The organism is Pedobacter zeaxanthinifaciens (genome assembly GCF_003313335.1).
GTDB lineage: Bacteria > Bacteroidota > Bacteroidia > Sphingobacteriales > Sphingobacteriaceae > Pedobacter > Pedobacter zeaxanthinifaciens.
The window spans coordinates 303041-320928 of the sequence record NZ_QMHP01000006.1; the positions used below are offsets into that span (position 1 = coordinate 303041).

Below are 17888 nucleotides of genomic sequence, written 5' to 3' on the forward strand. Positions count from 1 at the left end.
TGAAATATGAAATCCCGATTTTACATCGGGATTTTTTGTTTTATAACATTTTGGTAAACTTGTAAATGCAATTGCTACAAAACCAAAATGTTTTCCTGCCCCAAGGTTTACAAACTTCACAAGATATTACCGTTGAAAATGGCTTGATTAAAGCCGTAGAAATAAGTCAAAGTGCGCTCAAATCAGATCATTATTTGCTTCCCGGATTTGTTGATCTGCAAATTTATGGTGCAGCTGGAAAGCTTTTCTCTGCCGAACCATCTCTCGATAATATTAGAATTATAGAAGATCAGCTTTTGCAGGAAGGCACCACCAGTTTCCTAATCTGTTTAGCTACCAATACTCCGGAGGTCTTCAATCAATGCATTGATGTAATTAAAGCTTACAGGAGCAGTGCCAGAAATTGTTTGGGCTTACATTTGGAAGGGCCATTCATCAACCCCGAGAAAAGGGGAGCACATGTAAAGGAATATATCCGCAAGGCCAGCTTAGATGAAATTAAAGCCCTCCTTAACTTTGGTGATGGTACCATTAAAATGATGACGCTGGCACCGGAGTTGCAGGATGATGAAGTGATCCAATATTTGCTGGACCACGATGTTGTAGTGTCATTGGGCCACAGCAGTGCTACTTTTGAGCAAGCTACTGAGGCTTACCATAAGGGCATACAAACTACAACACATTTGTTCAATGCCATGTCACCTTTGCAGCACCGTGCGCCAGGCATTCCAACTGCTGTAATGAATCACCCAACAGCCATGGCAAGTATCATTACTGATGGACTTCATGTAGATTTTGAAGTAGTGAAGATGGCCGCCAAGGTGATGAAAGAGCGGCTGTTTATCATCACAGATGCGGTTACCGAATGCAACAAGGGGCCGTATCAGCATCACGCTGTAGCTGGCAAATTTGTTATGCCTGATGGCACCCTGTCTGGTTCAGCGATGACCATGTTGCAATCCATTCAAAATTGTACTCAATATTGTGATATACCTTTAACGGATGCCGTAAGTATGGCCAGTTATTATCCAGCAAAGCTGATACAGCAACAGCATCAAATTGGACAGCTAAAGGTGGGCAACCAAGCTAACATGTTGGTTTTAGACCAGAAATTGGCGCTTCAACAAGTATTTTACAAAGGCGAGGAAATTAAACTCAATAAAGAAGCATCAAATTAAAAAAACTTGATAATTTTGCCTTTTATGAAGTATAAACGTATCCTCCTCAAATTGAGTGGCGAATCGCTAATGGGCGAGAAGCAGTATGGTATTGATAATGAAAGAGTTAAGCAGTATGCCGAAGATATTAAAGCGGTACACGATCAAGGCTTAGAAATAGCAATTGTTATAGGAGGAGGAAACATTTTCAGAGGCTTAAGTGCTGAAAAATCTGGAATGGATAGGGCACAAGCCGACTATATGGGCATGCTGGCTACCGTAATTAATAGCATGGCTTTGCAAGATGCATTAGAGAAAGTAGGTTTAAAAACACGTTTGCTTTCGGCAATTAAAATGGAGCAAATTTGTGAGCCTTTTGTACGTCGCAGGGCGGTGCGCCATTTAGAGAAAGGGCGTGTAGTGATTTTTGGTGCAGGTACGGGTAATCCATATTTTACTACTGATTCAGCAGCTGCATTAAGGGCAATTGAAATTAATGCGGATGTTGTGCTTAAAGGAACACGTGTAGATGGTATTTACACCGCAGATCCGGAGAAAGATGCTACAGCAACGAAATATAATCACATTACGTTTAAGGAAGTGTATGATAAAGGCTTGAATGTAATGGACATGACTGCATTTACGCTTTGCGAAGAAAACCAGTTGCCTATTATTGTGTTTGATATGAACAAACATGGTAACTTCATGAAAATTGCCAAAGGCGAAGAAATAGGTACCTTGGTACAGGGGTAGTTTTTGAGCATTTTTTATATTTTTGTATCAAATCACAAAGAACAATGAATGACCTCATAAAGAAACAGTTGAACGATGCGCAGGCGAACATGGAAAAAGCATTGTCGCATTGCGAATCTGAACTGACAAAAATTAGAGCAGGAAAAGCTTCTGCTGGTATGTTAGACGGCATTATGGTAGAGTATTATGGTAATCCAACACCTTTGGCTCAGGTTGGTGCAATCAACACACCTGACGCTCGTACCATCGTGATACAGCCGTGGGAAAAAAACATGCTAATTCCAATTGAGAGAGCCATTATGGAAGCTAACATTGGAATTAACCCACAAAACGACGGTGCAATTATTCGTTTGGTGGTACCTCCACTAACTGAAGAGCGTAGGAAAGAGTTGGTTAAAAAAGTGAAAGAGGAAGCTGAAAAAGGTAAAATTGCCATTAGAAATATCCGTAAGGATGCTAATGAAAAAATCAAGAAGCTAAAAGCTGAAAGTGTATCAGATGATGACATTAAAGTAGGCGAAGGCGAAGTGCAGAAAGTGACTGATGCTTACATTGTTAAGGTTGATAAGCACGCCGAACTTAAAGAAAAAGATATCATGACGGTATAATACGATTTACAATATCGTTGAAATGTAATATAAAAGGGAACGTAACTCAGCTACGTTCCCTTTTCCTATTTTTGTACCCCAATTACAAACAAAAATGAATTTATTACTGGAGTATCTTAAAGCTCATAAATGGGTTGTAGTGCTTGCACTATTTTTAGCGGCCGTTAATATCGGTTTCTCCTTAATGGACCCCTACTTCACCGGTCGTATTGTGGATCGTTTCATCGAAAGAAAAAACGAGCTTGATCGCTCATCTTACGTTTGGGGTGTTTTAGGCTTGGTAGGCTTGGCAGTAGGCGCAGCAATGGTGTCTCGTATTGCAAAAAACTTTCAAGATTATTTTACCAATATCATCGTTCAAAAAGTTGGTGCTAAAATGTATGCCGACGGATTAAAGCACTCGCTGGAGTTGCCTTATCAGGTTTTTGAAGATCAACGTAGCGGTGAAACTTTAGGTATTTTGCAAAAAGTACGGGTAGACTGCGAAAAGTTTGTTACTTCCTTTATCAGCGTAATTTTTGTAAGCTTGGTAGGGATGGTTTTTGTAATCATCTACTCCTTATCGGTGAGTTATAAGGTTACTTTAATCTATTTAGCTTCTATCCCGGTAATTGCTTTTATCAGTTGGTTTTTAAGCAAAAAAATCAAGGTAATTCAACGTTCTATTGTAGCAGAAACTACGGCATTGGCGGGTTCCACAACAGAATCTTTAAGAAATATTGAATTGGTTAAAAGTTTAGGTTTGGCTAATCAGGAAATAGAGCGCCTAAATAAAACTACTTATAAGATTTTAGGACTGGAATTAAAAAAGGTGAAGTTTGTACGTAGCATGAGTTTTGTGCAAGGTACCACGGTTAACTTGGTTCGCAGTACAATGGTAGTGGTGTTGCTTATTCTAATTTTTGAAAATACCATTTCGCCCGGCCAATATTTTTCATTCCTATTCTACTCGTTCTTTTTGTTTGGGCCGCTTCAGGAGCTTGGTAACGTAATATTAGCATGGCGTGAAGCCGAAGTATCGCTGGGAAGATTTAAATCGATTTTAAGCACTCCTATTGATAAAAAGCCGGACCATCCTGTTGCCTTGAAAAAGATTGAGCAGTTAACATTTAACGAAATTAGTTTCAAACACCTTACTGGCAAAAGCAATGCACTAAGTAATATCAGCTTTAGCGTTAACAAAGGTGAAACTATTGCATTTGTTGGCCCATCTGGCTCCGGAAAAACCACCTTGGTAAAGCTTTTGGTTGGCCTTTATCAGCCAGTTGAAGGTAAAGTGCTTTATAATCAGGTTTCTGGTAAGGAAATTAATTTAGATGAGTTAAGGGAAAAAATTGGTTTTGTAACGCAGGATACTCAGCTTTTTTCGGGTACTATTAGAGAAAACTTACAGTTTGTGAAGCCTAATGCAACGGATGAAGAGTGCCTTAAAGTGCTTCGTCAGGCAGCTTGCCATACCTTATTAGCTAGAGCCGATAAGGGGCTTGATAGTGTTATTGGTGAAGGTGGCGTTAAAGTATCTGGTGGAGAAAAGCAGCGTCTTTCTATTGCCAGGGCCTTACTTCGCAATCCAGATATTTTGGTATTTGATGAAGCAACCTCATCACTAGACTCAATTACTGAGGAAGAAATTACAGCTACAATTAAGGATGTATCTAAGCTAAGCGAGCAGATTACCATATTAATTGCTCATCGCTTGTCAACTATTCGCCATGCCGACAAAATTTATGTGCTTGAGAAAGGACAAATTGTAGAGCAAGGGAAGCATGAAGATTTGGTAGAAGAAAAAGGCCTGTACTACGCTATGTGGAGACAGCAGGTTGGAGAGAGGTAGTTAAAATTGTCATTCCGAAGTTCAATTTTTAGCGCTTCGGAATGACATTAGCTAAGGGTTATTTCACTATCCTCAGCAAATACTCGCCGTAACCACTTTTAACCAATGGTTTAGCAATTTCTTTAAGCTGTTCGGCAGTAATATATCCCATGCGGTAAGCAATCTCTTCAATACAGCCTATTTTAAGTCCTTGTCTTTCTTCAATAATTTGAACAAATTGGCCTGCCTGCATTAGTGAGGCAAAAGTTCCAGTATCTAACCAAGCGGTACCTCTGCTTAATACTCCTACTTTAAGTTTTCCGCGGGTCAAGTACTCTTTATTTACGTCGGTAATTTCATATTCACCACGAGGAGATGGTTTGATGTTTTTTGCAATCTCAACTACATCGTTATCGTAAAAATAAAGTCCCGGCACTGCATAATCTGATTTTGGCTGAGTAGGTTTCTCTTCAATAGAGATCACATTTTTACTGTCATCAAATTCAACTACACCATATCTTTCTGGATCTGACACTTGGTAAGCGAATACTACACCGCCTTCAGGATCAGCGCTTTGTTGAAGCAACTTCGCCATTCCATCACCGTAAAAAATATTATCGCCCAATACTAAGGCTACTTTATCTTTTCCAATAAATTCTTCACCAATTACAAAAGCTTGCGCTAATCCGTTAGGTTCTGGTTGCACAGCATAACTAAATTTGCATCCTAATGTGCTACCATCGCCCAATAATTTTTGAAAATTTGGCAAATCATGCGGGGTAGAAATGATTAAAATTTCATTGATGCCTGCCAACATTAAGGTCGACAAAGGATAATAAATCATCGGCTTGTCGTACACCGGCATCATCTGCTTGCTACAAGCTAGTGTTAATGGATGCAATCGGGTGCCGCTGCCTCCTGCAAGTATAATTCCTTTCATTTAATTGTATTTAAGTTGCGTATTTCCTTTGCACTTTACTAGCTAGTTATGGATTTGCCTTTAAGGCATCAATGCATTTCTCCAGGCTATCTGTCCAATAGGGAACGTTGATATGGTAAGTTGCTTTAATTTTGGTCTTATCCATTACCGAAAAGTGAGGCCTTTTGGCTTTGGTAGGATAGGCGCTTGTTGGTATAGGATGTACTTTTACATTTGTGCCGCTCAATTTGAAAATGGCCTGTGCAAAATCATACCAAGACGTTACACCCTCATTGCTGAAATGATAAACGCCATAAATTTTTGTAGGGTTTTCAATAATGTCGAATATGGCATTAGCCAAATCAGCGGCATACGTTGGCGTTCCAACTTGATCAGCGATGATACTCAGTTCATCCCTTTCTGCACCAAGTTTTAGCATTGTTTTTACGAAGTTGTTGGCAAATTCAGAGTACAGCCAACTAGTGCGGATAATGATATGCTGCTGTAAAGCTGCTGTAATTGCCAACTCGCCATCTAGCTTGGTAACGCCATAAACGCTAATTGGTTCAGCAATATCATCTTCTTTAAGTAACTTGATTTCATTTCCCTCGAACACAAAATCTGTAGAGATATGAATTAAAGTGGCTTGGTATTGCTGGCATAATTGTGCTAAATTTTTTGCGCCTGTTTCATTTACTGCTTTAGCAATGTCAGCCTCATCTTCCGCTTTATCTACTGCCGTATATGCTGCGCAATTAATTACGTAATTAGGTTTTTGTTCCTCAAAAAGGGCTGCTAAATCAGCAACATTCAAAATATTAGCCGTTTTCTCTTCGGGGAAAACGACATTTTCAATGCTCCTTAGTGCAACAATTTTCTTAATGCATTGCCCAAGTTGCCCGCCAGCACCTATTACTAATACTTTCTCCATCAATTATCTGTGCTGATATTGTTTTTCGTAATAAGATTGGTAGTTGCCAGATGTTACATTGCTTAACCACTCTTCATTAGTTAAATACCAATCTACCGTTTTTTCTAAGCCTTCTTCAAATTGTAAACTTGGTACCCAGCCCAATTTCTCTTGTAGTTTAGTGGAATCTATGGCGTAGCGCAAATCGTGGCCAGCTCTATCTGTTACAAAAGTAATAAGCTTAGCAGAAGTGCCTTCCTCACGACCTAACTTCTTGTCCATAATTTTGCAAAGCAGATGAATAAGATCAATGTTTTTCCACTCATTATGGCCGCCAATATTGTAGGTTTCCCCGGTTTTAGCCTGATGGAAAATCACATCAATTGCTCTTGCATGATCTTCTACCCATAACCAATCTCTTACATTTTCACCTTTGCCGTAAACCGGAACAGGCTTGTTGTTTTTGATGTTATTGATAGCCAAAGGGATTAATTTCTCTGGAAAGTGGTGAGAGCCATAATTGTTTGAACAGTTAGATATTACACAATCTAACCCATAAGTGTCATGGTATGCTCTTACAAAGTGATCAGAACTTGCTTTTGAAGCCGAATACGGACTGTGAGGATCATAAGCAGTGGTCTCGGTAAACATACCGGTTTCTCCAAGTGCACCATACACTTCATCAGTACTGATGTGGTAGAAACGTTTTTTGTCGTATTCACCTTTCCAATATTCTCTTGCTGCATTAAGTAAATTAACGGTACCAATTACATTGGTCATCACAAAGGCAGTTGGGTCAGCAATTGACCTATCTACGTGGCTTTCGGCTGCCAAATGAATTACGGCATCAAAGTTTTCGGCGCTAAATAATTCATTAATCGCTGTCGCATCGGTAATGTCTACCTTTACAAATTTGTAATTTGCGCTATTCTCAATGTCTTTTAAGTTAGCTAAATTACCTGCGTAAGTTAATTTATCAAGGTTAATTATTTGATATTCAGGGTAATTGTTTACAAACCTGCGTACTACGTGAGAGCCAATAAAACCTGCTCCTCCAGTAATCAATATTTTTTTCATCTGATTTTTTCTTTTGTGGCTAGTTTTCAGCGCTTAACCACTTCCTACAAAAGTATAAGAATAAGTTAAATTTCGAATAAATCATTTCATTCAAAATCATAGCGGATGCTTTGCTAATAGTTTGATTTAACGGACTGCTCAAGTTCCTCGTACCAGTCTTTTCCATATTTTCTGATAAGCGGATCTTTTAAGAATTGATAAACCGGTACTTTCAACTCACGCCCAAATGAGCAAGCATCTTTACAAATGTGCCACCTGTCGTAATGCAAAACTTCAAATTCAGGGTATTTGGTAATTCTAATTGGATACAAATGGCAAGAAATGGGTTTTTTCCAGTCTACAATGCCTTGTTCATGGGCTTTTTCGATAGCACACTTGGTAATGCCGTTTTCAAAAGTAACATAAGCGCACTCTTTATTCCCATCAACGCAAGGCGTAGTTAGGTCACCATCAATATCTAAAACAGATGTTCCATATTGCTCAATGGCTGCTATACCTTTTGGAGCTAGTAAATGTTTGATTTTTGGATAAATCTCCTCTAAAACCTGTTTTTCATTTTGTTCAAGAGGTGCGCCAGCATCTCCTTCTATACAACAAATTCCTTTGCACTTATTCAAATTGCAAACGAAGTCTTCAGTAATAAGATCTTCGTGCACAAGGGCGCTTTGTACTTCTATCATTTAACTAAATTATCAACTGCAAAAATAACAATATGTGTTCACAGTTAACGATATTACTTTCCAATTGGATATTTTAACCCTTCGGCAGATTTAATTTCTAAAGTTACCGAGCCAACTAAAATTTCAACTTGAGCTTTTACGGGTACCCGATTGTTATCATCAGTAATCCAAAGGTAAAGCTTACTGTCTTTTTTGAAAATACGGCCAGGCTTAATGGACGGGCTGAATTTTAGGCATCTAATTTCTCCAAGCTTAGATTTAATTACTTCCTTACCAATGTATTGGATTTCAAGGGACGAAATTTCATCTCCCAAAAAATAGTTTAGCTTAAAGGTATCGTTTATCTTGAGTTTTAATACATCTAAACTGCGAGCAAAATAATAGGCAGAAACCAAATCGAATGTTTGTGTTGTTGGCGTAGCAAAGGTGCCCGTGTTAGCAACTACTTTTTTACCGTCTTGATAAAATCTGGCCTTATCTTGCCTTTTATAGCTCGCCTCCCTAATGTTTTCTTGATAGAAATAAGGCGTTAGCTCTGTTTTATCGATATAAGAATCATAGTGATCCCTAATTTTATAGAAAATATCGAACGTACCGGATGTTCTGGCATCCACTTCTAATCTGAAAGTGGGTTTACCATCAAACTTTAAATCTGTTGGTAACACCTTAATTGTTGCTTCGGCCGCAGTAATGAAACCGTATTTGAGTTTGTAGCTCAATACCTCGCCTTCCTTAAATGCTACGTCTTTTTTTGTTGGGAGTTCCTGAGCTCCTACAAAATGGCAGCTTAAAGCCAAGGCAAATATCAATGCAAATCTTTTCATAAGTTGTTTAAAACAAAAAGCAATCCAAAATTTGCGTTAACGGAAGTTTGTAAATGTTAATGTTTGTTAAAACGAAATCAAAATCTATCTGCAGGCGTTTTTGCTAGCTGGCAAATTAATCTTTACGCTTAAAAATTGGTACAGTAGAACAAGGTTCGCCGTACATTATACTTTTCACTACAGGTGTTAGGAGTGCGGTAACTTCAACATAGGCCGAAACCGGAATTAAAGGATTTGCACAACCTTTTACTACTACGCGTTGCCCCGCAAAATCTTCAACGTTGATTTTTGCTAGAGACTTTGCAAAAAGAATGGTGTCCAATGTATTTAAATCACCGAAAACAATTTCCTTGGCGTAAGGCTTCATTTTATTAGCTAAAAGCATGTAGGCCCAAGTGGGTACAATAGCATCGGCTGTGCAGGTAATAGCTACATTTTTATCCTGATATTGTGTCCAATCGTGTTCTTTAACAAAAGCTCTAAAATCCTGCTCCTTCAAAATTAGTCCATGAAATAGATTGTCTTTGATATCGTAAAGAATGCGATCGCTTTTGTCCAAATAGTCTTCTAAATTAAAAGTAATTAAACCGCTAGAAGCAACTTTGTTAACTATGTTTTCTTGAATATCCATTTTTGCCAATGTTTATAGTAAAAAGTTAAGACGTAAGCGTCCTAAATGCAATTTCCTTAAAATAAAAAACCGCTCCGAAGTTAATCGGAACGGTTACAAAATTACGTAAATAAGATTAATAGAATTTCACCCTATTGTCTTTTATATCTGCTTTGGTTTGTAGCACTTGGAAAGCACTGCCAATAGCACGTTGACCGTTAGTCAACATCATTGTTTCTTTTTGTTTAAATGTATTTGCTAATGGTGCAGGGTTGGTAAAACCTTGTACTACAAAAGCATAAACACCTCTTTCGCCATCAATTGCTTTAGAAAGCTTGCCAACTTGCGATCCGAAAACCGTACCTACCACTTTATTTTCTTGTGATAAACCTGGGATAATAGGATTAGCAAATACCATATTTTCCACTGGAGTAGCTGTTTTTCCTAATTTCTGAGCAACTACATCAATGTTAGAAGTACCGCTTAAAGCTTTGTCGAACTTCTCAATTAACATCTTCGCTTTTTTAGCGTTCATTACTTGAGGCTCAATTTGTTTCTTAACATCAGCTAAAGAAAGCTGTCCTTTAGGTTTAATGCTAGTAACTTGAGCTACCACATATGAATTATCCATGTTATAAACCTGAGGTAGGATATCGCCTTTATCAGCGTCATAAGCATCTCTTATTAACTGACGAGGGTTGTCTAAACCTGGAGCATAACCCTGTGTAGCCGTTATTCTTTCAGCAATACCTACGTTATAACCTTGTTTTTGAGCTAACGAACTGAAGTTGTCGCCTTTCACTTCGTTTAAGAAAGCTGTTGCTTTTTTGTATGCCGCATCTCTAGTTTTTTGGCTAGGAGCTAAGTTTTTCTCAATGTAAGCTAGTTTTACCACTTTAGATGAACCAACTTGCTTTTCAATTTTGATAACGTGAATACCGAATTGAGATTTTACCACTTTGATATCGCCAGCTTTTCCATTGAAAGCAGCTGTTTCAAACTCGGGAACCATAGCTCCACGACCGAAAGTACCTAAATCGCCACCTTGATCTTTAGAACCATCAACACTGTATTTTTTTGCTAAATCAGCAAAGTTACCACCGCCTTGAGCCAATTTTTTCAATGAATCAGCTAATTTAAAAGCTTTATCTTCACCGCCAACTTGCGCTGGGTTGATTAAGATATGTGCTGCTTTTACAGAATCTGGAGAGAAACGGCTATCTACAACTTTTACCAATTTGTAAGAGTTGCCAGAAAATTTAGGGCCATAAAAACTTCCTACCGGATAATTGAAAATAACTGAATCAACCGCTGGATCTAATTTTCCTTTCGAAATATAAGTGAAAGGCACTTTTACGTCTGAGTTATTAGCTGCAAATAACGAATCGTTTGGCGTGGTTTTAAAGTCAACCGCTAATTTCTCCACTTGATTTTTTACAATAGCACTATCAGCTGCTGTAGGCTGGATGCTGAATGATACGTATTGGAAATCTCTTGTTTCTTGAGGATTATCAAAACGTTTTTTGTTAGCATCATAGTATTCCTGGTAGTCAGCATCAGTTAACTTAACATTAGCATCAAGTATAGTGCTGTAATCTAAGTTTACATACTTAAAGTTCACCAGTTTGTTACGGTTCATGTACTCGTCGTTTGCTTCTAATGAAGTTACATACATTGAGTTACCAACCAACCTGCTATATTTTTGTTGCAAGGCCTGTTTTTCAATTTCAGCTTCCAATAACAACCACTGTTTTGCTAACTCTGGATTTTTCTCTCTTGATTTTAGAGAAGTCATGATCGCAGTTTTATCTACCTGGCCAGTTTGTGGGTTGCCAAAATACTGAGTAATTAGCGGACTAGGTTTGCTGCCTTGTACCAAATCAAAAAGCTCATCAGAAGAGATGTTTAAGCCAACGCGGTCATATTCTTTTCCCATTACAACGCCTGCCACTTCCGACTGCCATACTTGATCTACAGCCATCGACTGCATTTGGGCATTCATTACACCGCCGTATTGTTGTTTAAACTGAGCCGAAGTTTGCTCAACCTTAGTATTAAATTCATCGTATTTGATGTCTTCGCCGTCAACACTGCCTACTACAGTTCTTGATGCTGCACCAAATATAGCAGTACCTTGTTGTAGCAACGGTTCTAAAACAAATAACGCCAATACTACTGCGATACCTCCAACCAAAAAATAACCCATTTTGGTACGCATGAAAGTCATTAAACCCATATTATTCTATTAAATCTTTATTTTTAACTTAATTTTAAGAGGGCGCAAGATACAAATTTGCATTAAATTAGAAAACATTAAATTTTAATTGTTTTTTGACTTGAAAACGAGATAGATACAGGTCAGAAAATAACTTGTTTTTAAGGAAGTTTCCCGTTCTCAATGTTGCCTACGCCTGATGGCATAGTGATGCTGTAAGTGCTGAAATCTTGCGGCGCCGAAAAGCTTGTTCCGTTAAGGATATTGCCATCTTTTGTAGTTACAGTGCCTGCTGGCGAAAAATACATGCGTTTATTTTCGTCCCAAGTAAGTTCCTCCGTGGTAAAGGTCATGTTATCTGAAACTACTACAACGTTTTTTCTGAAAATGGTTATTCGTTCGGTTTCCTTGTTAATGGCGTAATCGGAAGTGATACTCCCTTTTGAACGCATAAATTCATCGTAGAAATAAATTTTTACGCCTTTGGGCATTTCGCTGTACACCGCACCTGCCGATGGAGTTACTTTGTCAAGGATGGGTGCGAAGCCTTTAGCTTTAACTTTAGCCGAATCACTATATACTACGTCAACGTCGTAAGTCCTATCTTTACTTAAAGTGACTTTATTAGCGTCAATAGCAGTAACATTTTTCAAATCATCGCCACCGCAAGAAAAGAAAATGGTGCCGACAATGAACAAAAAATAAAGCTTTTGACGCTGAGTTTTCAAGATGCTATTTGTTTTTAAAATGCCAATAACAATTGTTAGCGTAATCTTTGTAGATAAGATTAGTCAAACTTAAATCTTTGGAACCATTTATCATTAAGCATAAAACTTAAATGGAAATTTACGTAGCGCTCCTGGATTAACCCGTTATTTAAGCTGCCTCTTCTGCCTACTTCTGCTGCTAGGTTAAGTTTGTAAAATGATGAACGACCATAAGCTGATTGTAAAGGAAGCCCAAGTCCAAATGTAACAGCGGTTTGCTTCACATCTTGATTGTTCATTTGGATATACGTTTTATCGTAAGTGAAACCCAACCTATAATCTACGCGTTTGAAATAACCATTGATTGCAGTAATATCAGGTGTAAATTGGCCACCTACTGAAAAACCATAAGTATCTTGTAAGTTTTGATTTACGTTATTGATAGCTAGTTTGGACCACTTGCCCATGCGATAATCAGCACCTACTAACCATTTATTTTCTTTTTGGATGGAGAAACCAAAGTTGTGCACCAAAGGAAGGTTGATTTTAGTTTTTTCGCCCTCCACTACCGCTAACGTATCAAATGCAGAGTTTGCATTACCCTGTGAGTCTTTGCTGTAAATCATGGTATACTCGCTTAACTCCGAATTCAGTTTGTTTGAAGACGAGCCAGAATAACCTACTACTAAAGAAGTTTTATTGCCTAAACGGAAATCGTACTGTGCTCCGTAGCTGAAGTTAAAGCCATAAACACTGTTTTTAGTTTGCTGACGCGAGTTAAAAGTCCCTGGATCATCAACAAATTCTGTTGCACGGCTTTGAATCAAGTTGCCAAAAAGATATTCCACATTGGCACCAAGTCTAAAATGATCACCAAACTGCATTCCATAGCCTAAATATGCTTTCGAAAGGCCGCCTTCGCCGTTGTAAATATAATCGGCAGCTTTGGTGTTATCCGTTGAATTACCAATATTCACCGTATTCTTAAAGTCGTAACCTAAATCAGAATAAGGCAAAATACCAATGCTCAATGCTGATTTTAAGGTAACTGGGAAAGCCATCGCTACGTGACTTAAGGACGAATTAAAGTTCTTTTCGCTTAAGCTGTTGGTTTTAAGTGTGGTTAAACTTCCAGATGCGCCAATATCCAAAGTGGTTAAGCCAATGCCAGCATAGGAAGCCGGGTTTTGCATATTGATGTTGTTGATATAGCTAGATCTAAAAACGCCCGTAGAAATACCTCCCATAGCACGTTGTTGTGGCAAAACTGAATTTCGTAAGTTGCCTAAGCCAAACTTAGAATATGGAGACTGTACTGTTGTTTGCGCATTTGCTCCAGCAGAAAGTGCCAAAAGGCAAGCAACATACACGTATTTCAATTTATTATTCATTTTATAATGTAAAAACTTCATTCAATCCTTTTAAAACCAAATAGGGTTCGTGGGTAATTTGACCGGCAAATATGCTATTTTTTAATTGGTTGTTCAAAAAAAGCGAGTCGCCGCCCGTTAATACTATTTTTAAATCCTTATTTCTTGCGTTTTCAATGGCGATAAAACCTAAAATTTCATTAACCGCACCTTGTAATACACCTCGTTTAATTGCGTTTTGGGTAGTATTGCCCTCCTCAATGGTTAGTTGAGCTTTATCCCAACTTACTAGTGGTAACCTGCCGGTGTAATGGTTCAAAGCCTTAAAACGCATATTTAAGCCTAAGCTTATGCTTCCTCCAAAATATTCACTGTCAGCATTCAATACGTCGTAGGTAATACAAGTGCCGGCGTCAATCATTAAGCTGTTTTGTCCGCCGTATAGGCAATACGCTGCAATCACCTTCGCCCATCTATCTAGCCCTAGTGTTTGCGGACTTTGATAATGGTTTTTTATGTTTCCTACGATATCCGTACCAAAGCGAATATAACGAGTGCTGGCCTTCAATATGTGCTCAAGCTGCTCCACAGCTTGGTTTACGCTTGAAATAGTAGAGTTGGTAATGCTGAATTTGTTAATGATATCCAAAATTACAGGCTCCTCTAGTTGCTCAATGCGCTCGAAATGAATCAATTCTTTTTGGGCGAAAACAGCTAGCTTGCTATACGTATTGCCAATATCTATAACTAGGTTATGCATTAGTAGTAAGCTGCCAAATAATAATCTCGAACAGAAAAAAGCATCAAATCTATTTCCACTTCACAAAGCTAACCATCTTTGTCAAGTTTCGAGGAATCAATTTGTTAAAAAAGGTTAAAGCAATAAGTTGATTTTTTGCTCGCTTTTAAGGATAGCCTAACAAAACAAACTATACAAAAAGAAAATACTGAATGCAGATAATGAGGATGGCGAATAGCGTTTCATAAAACCACCTTTTTTTAGCCACCTGAAAATAGTAGGCCAAAAGTACTGCACCTGGAGGCACACATAAAAGAAAGTGCGCAACAGTAACGCCCCGTTTGGTATAGAAACTAAATATGCTCACCAAAAACATAAATAGCAACATTTGAAAGGCTTTCCTTGTGCTAATAAAGCTCCTAAAAAAATTGTCTCTTAGCTGTATAGCAGCCAAAATCATCGTTATTGATATTGGAATAAGCACCAAGTAATCATTAATATTGATTTGTAGATTGCTTGGGAATTTGTTGGTTAAAGGATGCCAAATGTCAAAAAAACGTTCTAAATGATCATTCCAATAGTAATAAACGGCTACAAATAAAAAGATTGATAGAAATCCAAATAAACCAGAAATCCATTCACGCCAATTGAATGCCCTGTACATAAGCAGGCTAAGCCAAAGCATCAATAGCAGCAGGATAAAAGGAAAATAAATTAATGTGCCAAGGGCAATAAGCATACCCACATCAAACATAATGCTCATGGCACTTGCAGTTTTGGAAAGCTTCAAAAATTTATCAATGATAATGACTATTAGGAAATTGCAAATTAAAGGAGGGCTTAACACCAAAAACTGCATAAACAAACTTGTGCCGGTAAGGTATATTAAAGCTGGCATATAGCTTGGCTTGGGCAGCAAAGCATGGTTGTTGATAATTCTATTAAAAATAAGCGATTGTACAAATACCATAATGGCAGCAAAAAATACATTTGCCATTGGCGATAAGGCATCGGGAGAGATGGAAATAAATATCTTCGTGTAAGATTCTAGGATATCTAAATCTAGTTGCGGAGGCAAATTGATGAAAATGGCCATGCGCATAAAAATAGTATACGCGGCCAGCAGTAAAAGATTAATGGGTTGTAAACTCCTAAACTGATTGATCATGCCATTTGTTAAAGTGTTGAAAGTAGTTGCTAAATGCGGTGTTGTGTATTTACCAAATTACTGTTCAACAATGCAGCAAAGTAAAGAAATTTATCTGGCAAATGTGTTCACTGTATGTGCAATTATAGCAGCGGTTTCATCAGGGAAGTTGAAAACATGTTCCTGCGGATTGTTTACAAATTCTTTCAGTTTAGGGATCCAATTTTTATCGCTGCCCCAAATTACCGGCAGTCCAAATTGCTTTAGGGCAAATGCATTGCATTGCTGTTCGTATTGAAAACGCATAGGTGCAACCAAAAGCTTTTTGCCTAAGTGTAGTGCTTCTGCAGGGCCCTCAAAGCCACCTCCGGTAAATAAGCCCTCACAACTTGCCATGCTTTGGTTAAACTTTTCGTTGTTAATTGGTTCCACAAAAACATTCGCATCTTGGTAGGCTGTTTTGGTATGTTTAGAAAAAACGTCCCAGCGCACCTGCGGAATTTCCTTCAGCACATTTACCAAATCTTTATCATCTATTGCAGGCAAATAAACCGTGTAGTGCCCTAAATTACTTTTGCTAAGTTGCCTAATTTCACTGCGGATAACAGGAGTGTAAATAAAATCATCATACCTGTCGAAATGAAAGCCTACATGATGCGTAGTTGGCGCATATCTGCTTAAAATCAACTTCCCCCAATCTACTGTTTTGGGCCGAGGTACTTTTTTTGATTTAAAGGAGGCTTGGTGACTAAGCGATACACTTTCAACCCCCTGCATACGGCAAGCCCAAGCAGAAATAGGTTCAAAATCGTTAAGGATTAAATTGTATTCACGTAACGGAATGGACTGCATGTCTTTCTTGAACTGGAAAAGATTCATGTTTTTCCAAGTTTTGTAATGATCGACGCCTCCTTTTTTTCCAAAAATAAAGCTGAAACCATGGAAACGATACTTTATTTCCTGTGCCAATTTTACATCTACCTGTGTTCCAGATATCAGCAAATCCACCTCTCCATGTTGTTGTAAAATGGGAACTATTTCCCTGGCCCTGCTTACATGTCCATTGCCAGTTCCCTGTATCGCATAAAGTATTTTCATCCGCTCCTAATATCACTATTTTTTGGCAGTATTTATAGTTTAATTAACCTGCACTCATGTTAACTTCAATTGCTGTAATTTATTAATCCAGGAAGTTCGCTGGGTTTACAAGCTAGCCAATACCAAGCTTAATTTTCTGCAATAGCACGTTTACATCCAGTTTCCCATGAAGATCTTCTCCGTCAGAAAGCTCGCCTAATTCCACTTCATCTTTTACGAAATTTTTAGCTTCATACCTGAAAATTTCCCACTCTGCATTGTTGTATTCCAAAGCCGTAAGATTTTCAACCCAATCTCCGCTATTTAAATAAAGTACTTGTCCGTTGTCGGTAAAAATTGCTCGTTTTTCTGGTTGGTGGATATGTCCGCAAACTACATAATGATAACCGTTAACTACCGCAAGTTCTGCCGCGGTTACCTCAAAACTATTGATAAATTTTACTGCATCTTTAAATTTGGCCTTTATCTTTTTGGAGAAACTCATTTTCTCCTTTCCAAACATTTTTAGGCACCAATTTACTACGCTGTTAAGTAAAATAAGACTGTCGTATCCAACCGCCCCCAATTTAGCGAGCCACTTTGAATGTTGCATGGTTACATCAAAAATATCACCATGAAAAAACCAAGCTTTTTTGCCATCAAGCTCTAGTACCAGTTTGTTTTGTAAATGAAAACTACCCAAGTTCATGTCTGCAAACTTGCGCAACAGTTCGTCGTGATTTCCTGTTAGATAGTAAACATTAACGCCTTCCACCACAAACTTCATAAGCTTCCGCAGAATTTTCATGTGCGTTTCAGGCCAGTAGCGCTTGCTAAATTGCCAAATATCAATAATATCTCCGTTTAATATCAGCGTTTTAGGCTTAATGCTCTTGAGGTATTTCAGCAACTCTTTGGCATGGCAACCGTAAGTTCCCAAATGCACATCAGAGATTACCACAATTTCTACATCCCTTTTCTCCATAAATCTCTAGCAAATTAATCTTCGTCCTCGCCAACTGTTAACTCGTAGGGACTAAAGAAGAAAGCTAAAAAAGCAAGTACACATACTACGATAAAGAATTCCAGCATCTTAAAAAGATTTTTGATGAGGCTAAATTAAGTTGCTTTAATTAATTGATTGTTAAGGTATCATTATGTTTTTGAGGGTTTTACAGCAGGTTTGAAATCGAAATAATGGAGAGTTCCACGTGCTAAGCATTCATTGTCAATACTATTTTCGAAATGGCCTGAAATAGTATCGGCTTAATGCCTAATTTAG

17 protein-coding genes are annotated in these 17888 nt (G+C 38.1%); 4 read left to right on the forward strand and 13 right to left on the reverse strand.

What is annotated here, in order from left to right; all coding sequences use genetic code 11:
• Positions 1-65: 65 nt before the first annotated feature.
• The 4 genes from nagA to DUT68_RS11750 all read left to right on the forward strand — a co-directional run bounded on the left by nagA (position 66) and on the right by DUT68_RS11750 (position 4352).
• Positions 66-1178, forward strand: a complete 1113-nt coding sequence (gene nagA / locus DUT68_RS11735) for an N-acetylglucosamine-6-phosphate deacetylase (protein ID WP_113638389.1) — start codon at positions 66-68, stop codon at positions 1176-1178.
• A 24-nt stretch (positions 1179-1202) separates the two neighbouring features.
• Positions 1203-1910, forward strand: a complete 708-nt coding sequence (gene pyrH, locus DUT68_RS11740) for a UMP kinase (RefSeq protein ID WP_113638390.1) — start codon at positions 1203-1205, stop codon at positions 1908-1910.
• A 44-nt stretch (positions 1911-1954) separates the two neighbouring features.
• The gene (gene frr, locus DUT68_RS11745; RefSeq protein WP_113638391.1) at positions 1955-2518 is read left to right on the forward strand and encodes a ribosome recycling factor; all 564 of its coding nucleotides are present in this window, start codon (positions 1955-1957) and stop codon (positions 2516-2518) included.
• A 94-nt stretch (positions 2519-2612) separates the two neighbouring features.
• Complete coding sequence (locus DUT68_RS11750) at positions 2613-4352, forward strand: ABC transporter ATP-binding protein (RefSeq protein WP_113638392.1); 1740 nt, start codon at positions 2613-2615, stop codon at positions 4350-4352.
• Between the two features lie 58 nt (positions 4353-4410).
• Here the strand turns inward: DUT68_RS11750 and rfbA are convergent, their stop codons facing one another.
• From rfbA to DUT68_RS11815, 13 genes are all read right to left on the reverse strand, one after another.
• Positions 4411-5271, reverse strand: coding sequence for a glucose-1-phosphate thymidylyltransferase RfbA (gene rfbA, locus DUT68_RS11755; RefSeq protein WP_113638393.1), 861 nt, complete (start codon positions 5269-5271; stop codon positions 4411-4413).
• Between the two features lie 46 nt (positions 5272-5317).
• Positions 5318-6181, reverse strand: a complete 864-nt coding sequence (gene rfbD, locus DUT68_RS11760; protein ID WP_113638394.1) for a dTDP-4-dehydrorhamnose reductase — start codon at positions 6179-6181, stop codon at positions 5318-5320.
• Between the two features lie 3 nt (positions 6182-6184).
• Positions 6185-7237, reverse strand: coding sequence for a dTDP-glucose 4,6-dehydratase (gene rfbB / locus DUT68_RS11765; protein ID WP_113638395.1), 1053 nt, complete (start codon positions 7235-7237; stop codon positions 6185-6187).
• Between the two features lie 113 nt (positions 7238-7350).
• Entirely contained in the window at positions 7351-7917 is a 567-nt protein-coding gene (locus tag DUT68_RS11770; protein WP_113638396.1) for a DUF3109 family protein, read from the reverse strand.
• Positions 7918-7970: 53 nt separating this feature from the next.
• Positions 7971-8741, reverse strand: a complete 771-nt coding sequence (locus DUT68_RS11775) for a DUF3108 domain-containing protein (RefSeq protein ID WP_113638397.1) — start codon at positions 8739-8741, stop codon at positions 7971-7973.
• A 115-nt stretch (positions 8742-8856) separates the two neighbouring features.
• Positions 8857-9372, reverse strand: a complete 516-nt coding sequence (locus DUT68_RS11780) for a DUF2480 family protein (protein ID WP_113638398.1) — start codon at positions 9370-9372, stop codon at positions 8857-8859.
• A 115-nt stretch (positions 9373-9487) separates the two neighbouring features.
• On the reverse strand, positions 9488-11578 hold the full coding sequence (locus DUT68_RS11785) for a peptidylprolyl isomerase (protein ID WP_237088322.1): 2091 nt from the start codon (positions 11576-11578) through the stop codon (positions 9488-9490).
• A 149-nt stretch (positions 11579-11727) separates the two neighbouring features.
• On the reverse strand, positions 11728-12294 hold the full coding sequence (locus tag DUT68_RS11790; protein ID WP_237088323.1) for an LptA/OstA family protein: 567 nt from the start codon (positions 12292-12294) through the stop codon (positions 11728-11730).
• A 59-nt stretch (positions 12295-12353) separates the two neighbouring features.
• Positions 12354-13664 (reverse strand): hypothetical protein, encoded by a 1311-nt coding sequence (locus DUT68_RS11795; protein ID WP_237088324.1) that lies wholly within the window; start codon positions 13662-13664, stop codon positions 12354-12356.
• A gap of 1 nt (position 13665) precedes the next feature.
• Entirely contained in the window at positions 13666-14403 is a 738-nt protein-coding gene (locus DUT68_RS11800; RefSeq protein WP_113638401.1) for a type III pantothenate kinase, read from the reverse strand.
• Positions 14404-14572: 169 nt separating this feature from the next.
• On the reverse strand, positions 14573-15550 hold the full coding sequence (locus DUT68_RS11805; RefSeq protein WP_113638402.1) for a DUF6427 family protein: 978 nt from the start codon (positions 15548-15550) through the stop codon (positions 14573-14575).
• Between the two features lie 90 nt (positions 15551-15640).
• Entirely contained in the window at positions 15641-16627 is a 987-nt protein-coding gene (locus tag DUT68_RS11810; RefSeq protein WP_113638403.1) for a glycosyltransferase family protein, read from the reverse strand.
• A gap of 112 nt (positions 16628-16739) precedes the next feature.
• A complete protein-coding gene (locus tag DUT68_RS11815; RefSeq protein ID WP_113638404.1) occupies positions 16740-17591 on the reverse strand; it encodes a UDP-2,3-diacylglucosamine diphosphatase in 852 nt (283 codons plus the stop codon).
• Positions 17592-17888: the final 297 nt, after the last annotated feature.